Annotated in this window: 9 protein-coding genes, 1 tRNA gene and 1 pseudogene; all 11 read right to left on the reverse strand. The window is 62.2% G+C overall.

The window, feature by feature from the left end; all coding sequences use genetic code 11:
- Positions 1-81: 81 nt before the first annotated feature.
- On the reverse strand, positions 82-4,203 hold the full coding sequence (rpoB, locus tag BA190_RS31065) for a DNA-directed RNA polymerase subunit beta (protein WP_068297475.1): 4,122 nt from the start codon (positions 4,201-4,203) through the stop codon (positions 82-84).
- 312 nt (positions 4,204-4,515) lie between these two features.
- The gene (rplL, locus tag BA190_RS31070) at positions 4,516-4,893 is read right to left on the reverse strand and encodes a 50S ribosomal protein L7/L12 (protein ID WP_068297478.1); all 378 of its coding nucleotides are present in this window, start codon (positions 4,891-4,893) and stop codon (positions 4,516-4,518) included.
- Between the two features lie 54 nt (positions 4,894-4,947).
- Complete coding sequence (gene rplJ / locus BA190_RS31075) at positions 4,948-5,466, reverse strand: 50S ribosomal protein L10 (RefSeq protein ID WP_068297481.1); 519 nt, start codon at positions 5,464-5,466, stop codon at positions 4,948-4,950.
- Between the two features lie 573 nt (positions 5,467-6,039).
- The gene (locus BA190_RS31080; RefSeq protein ID WP_082980165.1) at positions 6,040-6,516 is read right to left on the reverse strand and encodes a hypothetical protein; all 477 of its coding nucleotides are present in this window, start codon (positions 6,514-6,516) and stop codon (positions 6,040-6,042) included.
- 129 nt (positions 6,517-6,645) lie between these two features.
- On the reverse strand, positions 6,646-7,344 hold the full coding sequence (rplA, locus tag BA190_RS31085; RefSeq protein ID WP_068297499.1) for a 50S ribosomal protein L1: 699 nt from the start codon (positions 7,342-7,344) through the stop codon (positions 6,646-6,648).
- Between the two features lie 4 nt (positions 7,345-7,348).
- A complete protein-coding gene (rplK, locus tag BA190_RS31090; RefSeq protein WP_068297487.1) occupies positions 7,349-7,780 on the reverse strand; it encodes a 50S ribosomal protein L11 in 432 nt (143 codons plus the stop codon).
- A gap of 135 nt (positions 7,781-7,915) precedes the next feature.
- A complete protein-coding gene (gene nusG, locus BA190_RS31095) occupies positions 7,916-8,449 on the reverse strand; it encodes a transcription termination/antitermination protein NusG (protein WP_068297490.1) in 534 nt (177 codons plus the stop codon).
- A gap of 11 nt (positions 8,450-8,460) precedes the next feature.
- The gene (gene secE, locus BA190_RS31100) at positions 8,461-8,658 is read right to left on the reverse strand and encodes a preprotein translocase subunit SecE (protein WP_068297493.1); all 198 of its coding nucleotides are present in this window, start codon (positions 8,656-8,658) and stop codon (positions 8,461-8,463) included.
- Positions 8,659-8,942: 284 nt separating this feature from the next.
- Positions 8,943-9,018, reverse strand: a tRNA-Trp gene (locus tag BA190_RS31105).
- A gap of 167 nt (positions 9,019-9,185) precedes the next feature.
- A complete protein-coding gene (locus tag BA190_RS31110; RefSeq protein WP_068297496.1) occupies positions 9,186-9,506 on the reverse strand; it encodes a YbjQ family protein in 321 nt (106 codons plus the stop codon).
- A gap of 93 nt (positions 9,507-9,599) precedes the next feature.
- Positions 9,600-9,696 (reverse strand): annotated as a pseudogene (locus tag BA190_RS35545) (elongation factor Tu); the annotation flags it as partial.

A 9,696-nucleotide genomic window follows, 5' to 3' on the forward strand; every position in this document is an offset into this window, starting at 1 on the left:
AAAATGGGGGGGCGGGTCTTCAGCCCCGCCTCATTCGCGGCACGGTCACGGCGGGTCCGAAGACCCGCCTCCCGGGCAATGTCACTCGGCAGCCTCGGCCGGCGGCAGCATCTGATCGGCGTTGCGCAGGCCGGTGAGCTCGACGTTGAGACCCAGCGAACGCATTTCCTTGACCAGAACGTTGAACGATTCCGGGATGCCCGCTTCGAAGGTGTCGTCGCCGCGCACGATGGCCTCGTAGACCTTGGTACGGCCCGCCACGTCGTCGGACTTGACGGTGAGCATCTCCTGCAGCGTGTAGGCGGCGCCATAGGCTTCGAGGGCCCACACCTCCATTTCGCCGAAGCGCTGGCCGCCGAACTGCGCCTTGCCACCCAGCGGCTGCTGCGTGACCAGCGAGTACGGACCGATCGAACGGGCGTGGATCTTGTCGTCGACCAGATGGTGCAGCTTCAGCATGTAAATGTAGCCGACTGTCACCTTGCGGTCGAAGGGGTTGCCCGTGCGCCCGTCATAGAGCTGCACCTGCCCCGAAGCGTCATGGCCAGCCATCTTGAGGAAGTCGACGATGTCGCTTTCCTTGGCACCGTCGAAGACCGGGGTCGCGATCGGCACGCCGCGGCGAAGCGTCGAGGACATGTCGACGAGCTCACGCTCGTCCATGGACTCGATTTCCTCGTTGTTGCCGTAGATGCGGTCGAGCGTATTCTTGAGCTGGCTAGCCCCCTTGCCCTTCTTGTAGGCATCGATGGCCTGGCCGACGAGCTTGCCGAGGCCGGCAGCCGCCCAACCCATATGGGTTTCGAGAATCTGACCGACGTTCATGCGGCTTGGCACGCCCAGCGGGTTGAGCACGATGTCGACCGGCGTGCCATCCTCAAGGAAGGGCATGTCTTCGATCGGCATGATGCGCGAAACCACGCCCTTGTTGCCGTGCCGGCCGGCCATCTTGTCGCCCGGCTGGATCTTGCGCTTCACGGCGACGAAGACCTTGACCATCTTCATCACGCCGGGCGGCAGCTCGTCGCCGCGCTGCAGCTTCTCGACCTTGTCCAGGAAGCGCTGTTCGAGGCGCTTCTTGGATTCGTCGTACTGCTTGCGCATGGCCTCGACTTCGCTCATCAGAGCGTCGTCGGCCACGGCGAAGTTCCACCACTGCGAGCGCGGATACTCCTGCATCACGTCGGCTGTGAGCACCGTCTCCTTCTTGAAGCCCTTCGGCCCGCCGATCGCCGCCTTGCCTTCTAGCATCTCGACGAGACGCTGATAGACGTTGCGGTCGAGGATCGCCTGCTCGTCGTCGCGGTCCTTGGCCAGGCGCTCGATCTCCTCGCGCTCGATCGCCTGGGCGCGCTCGTCCTTGTCGACGCCGTGGCGGTTGAACACGCGCACTTCGACGATGGTGCCCGTGACGCCCGGGGGCACGCGCAGCGAGGTGTCGCGCACGTCGGAGGCCTTTTCGCCGAAGATGGCGCGCAGGAGCTTTTCTTCCGGCGTCATCGGGCTCTCGCCCTTCGGCGTGATCTTGCCGACCAGGATGTCACCTGCCTGCACTTCGGCACCGATATAGACGATACCGGCTTCGTCCAGGTTCTTCAGCGCTTCTTCCGAGACGTTCGGAATGTCGCGCGTGATTTCTTCCGGACCCAGCTTGGTATCGCGGGCCATCACTTCGAACTCGTCGATGTGGATCGAGGTGAACACGTCCTCCTTGGCGATGTTCTCGCTGAGCAGGATGGAGTCCTCGAAGTTGTAGCCGTTCCAGGGCATGAAGGCGACGAGGACGTTGCGGCCGAGCGCCAGCTCGCCGAGCTCGGTCGAAGGACCGTCGGCAATGATGTCGCCCTTCCTGACCACGTCACCCACGCGCACCAGCGGCTTCTGCGTGATGCAGGTCGACTGGTTGGAACGCTGGAACTTCATCAGGCGGTAGATGTCGACGCCCGACTGGGTCGGATCGAGATCGGCGGTGGCGCGGATGACGATACGCGTCGCGTCGATCTGGTCGACGATGCCGGTGCGGCGGGCGGCGATCGCGGCGCCCGAGTCGCGGGCCACCACGCTCTCCATGCCGGTGCCGACGAACGGCGCATCGGCGCGCACCAGCGGCACGGCCTGACGCTGCATGTTGGCACCCATCAGCGCGCGGTTGGCGTCGTCATTCTCGATGAAGGGAATGAGCGCCGCAGCGACGGAGACGAGCTGCTTGGGCGACACGTCCATGTAGTCGACGCGGTCGGGCGTGACCATGACGTTCTCGCCGGCATGGCGGCAGACCACGAAGTCCTCGGTGAGGCGGCCTTCCTGGTCGACCGGGATGTTGGCCTGGGCGACGTAGTACTTACCCTCTTCCATCGCCGACAGATAGACGACCTCGGGCGTGACCTTGCTGTCGCGGACGCGACGATAGGGCGCCTCGATGAAGCCGTACTTGTTGACGCGCGCAAAGGTAGCCAGCGAGTTGATCAGACCGATATTCGGGCCTTCCGGCGTCTCGATCGGGCAGATGCGGCCATAATGCGTGGGATGCACGTCGCGGACTTCGAAGCCGGCACGCTCGCGGGTCAGACCGCCCGGGCCAAGGGCCGACAGGCGGCGCTTGTGGGTGATTTCCGACAGCGGGTTGGTCTGGTCCATGAACTGCGAGAGCTGCGAGGAACCGAAGAACTCGCGCACGGCGGCAGCCGCCGGCTTGGCGTTGATCAGGTCCTGCGGCATCACGGTGTCGACGTCGACCGAGGACATGCGCTCCTTGATGGCGCGCTCCATGCGCAGAAGGCCGACGCGATACTGATTTTCCATCAGTTCGCCGACCGAACGCACGCGGCGGTTGCCGAGATGGTCGATGTCGTCGATCTCGCCCTTGCCGTCGCGCAGGTCCACCAGCGTCCTGACCACGGCCAGGATGTCATCCTTGCGCAGCACGCGCACGGTGTCCTCGGCGTCGAGGTCGAGACGCATGTTCATCTTGACGCGGCCGACCGAGGAGAGGTCGTAGCGCTCGGCATCGAAGAAGAGCGACTGGAACATCGCCTCGGCGGAGTCGATGGTCGGCGGCTCGCCCGGACGCATCACGCGATAGATGTCGAACAGGGCCTCTTCGCGCGAGTTGTTCTTGTCGACAGCCAGCGTGTTGCGGATGTAGCCGCCAACAGTGACGTGGTCGATGTCGAGCACCGGGATCTCGTCGAAGCCCTCGTCGCCGAGCAGCTTGAGGTTCTTCTCGCTGAGCTCGTCGCCGGCTTCCAGATAGATCTCGCCGGTGTTCAGATTGACGATGTCCTCGGCGACATAGCGGCCAATCAGGTCCTCATCCGTGACGCGCAGGGCCTTGAGGCCCTTCTCGGCCAGGGCGCGTGCCGAACGCGCCGTCAGCTTCTTGCCGGACTCGACCACGATCTCGCCGGTATCGGCGTCGATGAAGTCGGTGGTCGGCTTGACGCCCTTCAGACGGTTCCAGTCGTAGGGAACGCGCCAGCCATCCTTGTCGCGGACATAGGTGATGGAATTGTAGAAGGTGCGCAGAATTTCCTCGCCGTCCATGCCGAGGGCGAACAGCAGCGAGGAGACCGGGATCTTGCGGCGGCGGTCGATACGGGCATGCACGATGTCCTTGGCATCGAATTCGATGTCGAGCCAGGAACCGCGATAGGGAATGATGCGGGCCGCGAACAGGAGCTTGCCCGAGGAATGGGTCTTGCCCTTGTCGTGATCGAAGAACACGCCCGGCGAACGGTGCATCTGGGAGACGATGACGCGCTCGGTGCCGTTGACGATGAAGGTGCCATTCGAGGTCATGAGCGGCATGTCGCCCATGTAGACATCCTGCTCCTTGATGTCCTTGACGGAGCGGGCGCCGGTTTCCTCGTCGACATCGAACACGATCAGGCGCAGCGTCACCTTGAGGGGTGCGGCGAAGGTCATGCCACGCTGGCGGCACTCGTCGACGTCATATTTCGGCGCTTCGAATTCATAGCGGACGAATTCGAGCATCGCCTTGTTGGAAAAGTCCGAGATCGGGAAGACCGACTTGAAGACGGTCTGCAATCCCTCATCCGTCCGCCCGCCATCTGGCTCAAAGACCTGGAGAAACTGGTCATAGGAAGCCTTCTGAACCTCGATCAGGTTCGGCATCGTCGCGACTTCGCGGATCTTTCCGAAAAACCGGCGGACGCGCTTGCGGGCATTGGTCGTCTGAGCCATGTGGTCCTCGTCCTTTCAAGCAAGCCCAGCGCCACCGCGCCGCTCCTGCAGGCATTGATTGCGCGAGGAAGATGTTCCTTCCCCGCCTGGCACCGCCCCGCTGTCGCGGACCGACGCTGAAACTTCCGGCCGGCACACCCGGCCTTTACCGTTCTCGTCACGGCAGACCGGAAAATCCCAGGAGGCTGTGCCTCGAAGATTCTCTGGTCCGCCGTTCCGGCGCCCAGGCCAGGTCCTGATGGAGGCTGGCCTAAAACGCCGAAAAGGCCCCGGGGGAAAACCCCGGAGCCAAAACGCCTGAAGCAAGCTCTCTTACTTGAGCTCGACCTTGGCGCCGACCTTCTCGAGGGCGGCCTTGATCTTGTCGGCTTCTTCCTTGGCAACGGCTTCCTTGACCGGCTTCGGAGCAGCTTCGACCAGGTCCTTGGCTTCCTTGAGGCCGAGGCCGGTGATCGCGCGGACTTCCTTGATGACCTCGATCTTCTTGTCGCCGGCAGCAGCCAGAACGACGGTGAACTCGGTCTGGGCTTCAGCAGCCGGAGCAGCGGCAGCAGCGCCAGGAGCAGCAGCGACGGCAACAGCCGCAGCAGCCGAAACGCCCCACTTCTCTTCCAGGGCCTTGGCGAGGTCGGCAGCCTCGAGCACGGTCAGGCTCGACAGGTCTTCAACAAGCTTTTCAATCTTGGACATTGTCCATAATCCTTGGTTTTGGTTCGTACCGGTTTAATCGGGTTGCGAACGGCCTTACGCCGCTTCGTCTTGCTTGGCATAGGCTCCGAACACGCGAGCCAGCTTGGCAGCCGGTGCGTTGACGACCTGAGCGATCTTGGTAGCCGGGGCCTGGATGAGGCCGATCAGCTTGGCGCGCAGTTCGTCCAGAGACGGCAAGGTCGCAAGCGCCTTGACACCGTTCTGGTCCAGAGAGGTCTTGCCCATCGCGCCGCCGAGGATCACGAACTTGTCGTGGGCCTTGGCGAAATCGACGGCGACCTTGGGTGCAGCCACCGGATCGCTCGAATAAGCGATCAGGGTCGGGCCCTTCATGAGGGGCGCGATAGAGGCCACATCCGTGCCATCAAGAGCGATCTTGGCGAGGCGGTTCTTCGCGACCTTCACAGTCGCGCCAGCCTGCTTCATCTGCTTGCGCAGGTTCTGCATCTGGGCGACGGTCAGGCCGGAATAGTGAGCTACGACGACAACCCCAGTGGTCGTGAAGACCTCCTGGAGAAAGCCGATGAACTCCTGCTTTTCCGCTCTTTCCACGTTGCTCTCTCCGGTTGCAGCTTTCCGAAATTGGTGGGAAAGCCGACCGTTGCACTTGCCGCCTTCCGGGCACCGGCGAACCGGGGCCTTGGCGAAGGCGACGCTCGATTGCCTGTCCCTCGCCGTCATGCCTGCGTCAAAATGACACAGACCATCAGGACGAGTGAGCCGGATCGAACCAATTCACGAGGCAGCCGCGAGGCGGACACCGAAAACCGGTCTTCCCCGTCTATGCAGGCCAAAAGGAGCGCTTTTAACGGCCTCTCCTGGCAATTAAGCAGGTTTCCCTGCGCCTGCAGTCTCGGACAGGACATGGCCGTCAAGGTTCGAAAACCCAGCCGGCCAGTCAGCCGTCCAAATTGCTTCGGACAGCAAAAATCCCGGGCTGTTTACACATCCCAGGGTCATGAACCTTTGATCAGTTCAGTGAGAACCGCGATATAGTCCCTCCCGGGCGAATTGCCAAGGGGGAATTTGCAGCATGTCGGCTTTTTCCAGTGCGCATCGAAGCGCTCTGGCTTACGGCCGCGGCAAAAGCCCCACCTATCGGTAATCAAGCGATCGTCACAGTTGTCAATGAAAGAGCCCATACCACGGCGCAAGATCATCCGGAATATAAGGCCAATCGCGCCTTCGGGACAGTGAATTTCCGGCAGCCACAGCGTCGTTCGACGTCAGGAGGAGGCCGCCAAGATCATTACCATCATTGATGGCATAGAAACGCAGGTTCGAGTGGGCTGCTGCGAGTTGGTCATTGACGATCTTGAAAAAGAGATAAGTAGCCCTTCCCCATGACTGATATCCCGGCGACGACACCTGTGGGGAGTAGACGACATATTTCCGGCCCCCGACATGCACGGCATAACTCGGAGCGTCCGGGTCAATCTCCTCTGCCATAGCGGCAGGCTCAATGCCATGATGCCTGAGGTCGGGCGCAAGCGCCTCATAGGCGGTCTTCATGCCCTGCTCAGCCAGATCTTCCGCATCCAGTTGCCGAAGCTTGCTGTAATCGAGTTCCTTGGTGTTCGCACCTGGAGCCGCTACCGTCATGGCGGCGCTTCCCAAAAGCGCGAGAAATCTGCGTCGAAACATACTGTTTCCGGTGAGGAGAAGAGATGCATAAAAAAACCCCACCGAAGCTGCTTCGGCGGGGTTCTTGATTTCAACCTGTCAGGTCGATCAGGCGCTGAGCACGCTGGCCGGATCGATCTTCACGCCCGGGCCCATGGTCGAGGACAGGGCGACGCGCTGGACATAGGTGCCCTTGGCGCCGGTCGGCTTGGCCTTGACCACGGCGTCGGCGAAAGCCTTGATGTTCTCGGCCAGCTTCTCGGCCGTGAACGAAGCCTTGCCGACAGCACCGTGCACGATGCCGGCCTTCTCGACGCGGAACTCGACGGCGCCGCCCTTCGAAGCCTGCACGGCACCGGTGACGTCCATGGTCACCGTACCGACCTTCGGGTTCGGCATCATGCCGCGCGGGCCGAGCACCTTACCCAGACGGCCGACCAGCGGCATCATGTCGGGGGTGGCGATGCAGCGATCGAAGTCGATCTTGCCGCCGTTGACGATCTCGACGAGATCCTCGGCGCCGACCACGTCGGCACCGGCAGCGCGAGCTTCGTCAGCCTTGGCGCCGCGGGCGAACACCGCCACGCGCAGGGTACGACCCGAACCGTTGGGCAGGTTGCACACGCCGCGGACCATCTGGTCGGCATGGCGGGGGTCAACGCCCAGGTTCATGGCGATCTCGACGGTCTCGTCGAACTTGGCCTTGGCGCGGTCCTTGATCAGGGCCACAGCCTCGTCCAGACCGTAAAGCTTGATGCGGTCAATGCCTTCCTTGGCCGCGCGGATACGCTTTCCTTGATGTGCCATCATATCACCCGACGATCTCGAGGCCCATCGACTGGGCGGAACCCTTCACCATGGCCATGGCGGCCTCAACCGAATCGCAGTTGAGATCGGGCAGCTTCTTCTCGGCGATCTCACGGATCTGGGCGATCGTGATCTTGCCAGCCTTGGCGCCCTTGCCGGGGGTCTGCGAACCGGACTTGATGCCGGCAGCTTCCTTGACCCAGTAGGACACCGGGGGAAGCTTCAGTTCGAAGGTGAAGGAACGGTCCTGATAGGCCGTGATGATGACCGGGATCGGCATGCCCTTGGTCATCTGCGCGGTCTTCGCATTGAAGGCCTTGCAGAATTCCATGATGTTCAGGCCGCGCTGACCGAGCGCGGGACCGATGGGCGGCGACGGGTTCGCGGCGCCGGCCGGAACCTGAAGCTTGACGTAGCCCGTAATTTTCTTCGCCATTTGTTGCTCCTATGCGGGTTGCCCCGCGGTTGTCGGCCATCGTCTCCGATGGCTGGCCACCAATGCGATGGCCGGAGTTTCGCGGTTCGGCTCGGCAAGGCGGCGATGGCCCTGCTTCCCCTCCCGCGTACGGGATCAGACCTTTTCGACCTGCCCGTATTCGAGTTCGACCGGGGTGGCCCGGCCGAAAATGGAAACCGCCACCTTGAGGCGGGCGCGGCTCTCGTCGACTTCCTCGACGATGCCGTTGAAGGAGGCGAAGGGGCCGTCGGCCACCTTGACCTGTTCACCGACTTCAAAGCTGACGGAGGGCTTGGGACGCTCGACGCCGTCGGCGACCTGCCCCTTGATGCGTTCCGCCTCACGGTCGGGAATCGGCACGGGCTTGGCCTTGTCGGCGCCCAGGAAGCCGGTGACCTTCGGCGTGTTCTTGATGAGGTGATGCACCTCGTCCGTCAGGTCGCACTTCACCAGCACATAGCCGGGGAAGAACTTGCGTTCGGTGTCGACCTTGCGGCCACGGCGAACCTCGACGACCTTCTCGGTCGGCACCAGGATTTCTTCGAACAGGTCGGAGAGCCCACGCTGGGCGACCTGCTCGCGAATCGACTGCGCGACCTTGTTCTCGAAGTTGGAATAGGCGTGAACGATATACCAGCGCTTGGCCATTATGGATTTCCCTAGCGGCCCAGATTCACGATGAAGGAGACGACACGGATCAAAACGGCATCCGTGATCGAAAAGAAGATGGCCATGGCGATGGTGAAGATGACGACCATGAGGGCCGTGATCATGGTCTCCCGGCGGGTGGGCCAGGTGACCTTGTTCGTTTCATTGCGAACCTGTCGCAAGAACTCCATCGGAGTCGTCTTTGCCATCGTTCTACCGCCTTGACCGAAACAAGATTGTTCCGGCACTCATTTCGAAATCCTGCCTCGCAAATGCAAGACCGGGCCTGAGCGGAGCATGGCGGATGCGGAGATGATCCGACCAGCCAGGCTCTGCGACGACTGTGAACCTCGCAGGCCTTGCCACCCCGCCCTGCGGGCTTGCAAATCCTGTCCGGCCGTTTTTGCCAACACAAAACCGAGGGTGCGGCCAAGCCCCATCCCCCGGCTTTCATGACAGAGCGAAAAAAGCTGAACGCCTCATCCGCGTAAATTGGCAGGGGCAGCAGGGATCGAACCCGCGACCTACGGTTTTGGAGACCGTCGCTCTACCAGCTGAGCTATACCCCTACGCGTTGCTCGCGCGGCGCCTACATAGCCGCGCAAATGATTTGGCGCAATCCCACAGATGGGGATGATCATGTAAATTTTCATCGCCGACCGGGCAGAAGTCCGGCCGACCCGCGCTCGCCGCCCTTTTGTGGCGCCTTTTCAGGCTTCCGCTGCCTCTACCTCACTCAAACCGGCTCGACGGCCACCGCAGTGCCGTAAGCCAGCACCTCGGTGATTCCGTCCATGATCTCATTGGCATCGTAGCGCATGGCGATGATGGCATTGGCGCCCATCTCCTCGGCATGGCGCACCAGAAGCTCATAAGCCTCCTGCCGGGCCGTTTCCGCCAGGTTGGTATAGACAGACAGCTTGCCGCCGAAGACCGATTGAATGGCGCCGCCAATATTGCCGATCACGCTGCGCGAACGCACGGTGATGCCACGCACCACGCCGAAATGCTTCACGACACGGTAGCCTGGGAGATCATTGGTGGTGACGACGATCATGACCTGTTCCTCGAATGCGGGTGGAGCCAGCAATACAAACAAAAACGGCGCAGCCAAGGCTGCGCCGCTTCAAACTCGAGCTTTCGCCCGGGCTTATTCGATGATGGCGGCGACGACGCCGGCGCCGACGGTACGACCGCCTTCACGGATGGCGAAGCGCAGCTTCTCTTCCATGGCGATCGGCACGATC

It is taken from the genome of Labrys sp. WJW (genome assembly GCF_001676615.1).
GTDB lineage: Bacteria > Pseudomonadota > Alphaproteobacteria > Rhizobiales > Labraceae > Labrys > Labrys sedimenti.

Bases quoted from the DNA above. Each gene is read 5' to 3' on its own strand.
- rpoB (WP_068297475.1), bottom strand. From the start codon at position 4,203: ATGGCTCAGACGACCAATGCCCGCAAGCGCGTCCGCCGGTTTTTCGGA.
- secE (WP_068297493.1), bottom strand. From the start codon at position 8,658: ATGGCAAAGACGACTCCGATGGAGTTCTTGCGACAGGTTCGCAATGAA.
- nusG (WP_068297490.1), bottom strand. From the start codon at position 8,449: ATGGCCAAGCGCTGGTATATCGTTCACGCCTATTCCAACTTCGAGAAC.
- rplK (WP_068297487.1), bottom strand. From the start codon at position 7,780: ATGGCGAAGAAAATTACGGGCTACGTCAAGCTTCAGGTTCCGGCCGGC.
- BA190_RS31080 (WP_082980165.1), bottom strand. From the start codon at position 6,516: ATGACGGTAGCGGCTCCAGGTGCGAACACCAAGGAACTCGATTACAGC.
- rplL (WP_068297478.1), bottom strand. From the start codon at position 4,893: ATGTCCAAGATTGAAAAGCTTGTTGAAGACCTGTCGAGCCTGACCGTG.
- BA190_RS31110 (WP_068297496.1), bottom strand. From the start codon at position 9,506: ATGATCGTCGTCACCACCAATGATCTCCCAGGCTACCGTGTCGTGAAG.
- rplA (WP_068297499.1), bottom strand. From the start codon at position 7,344: ATGGCACATCAAGGAAAGCGTATCCGCGCGGCCAAGGAAGGCATTGAC.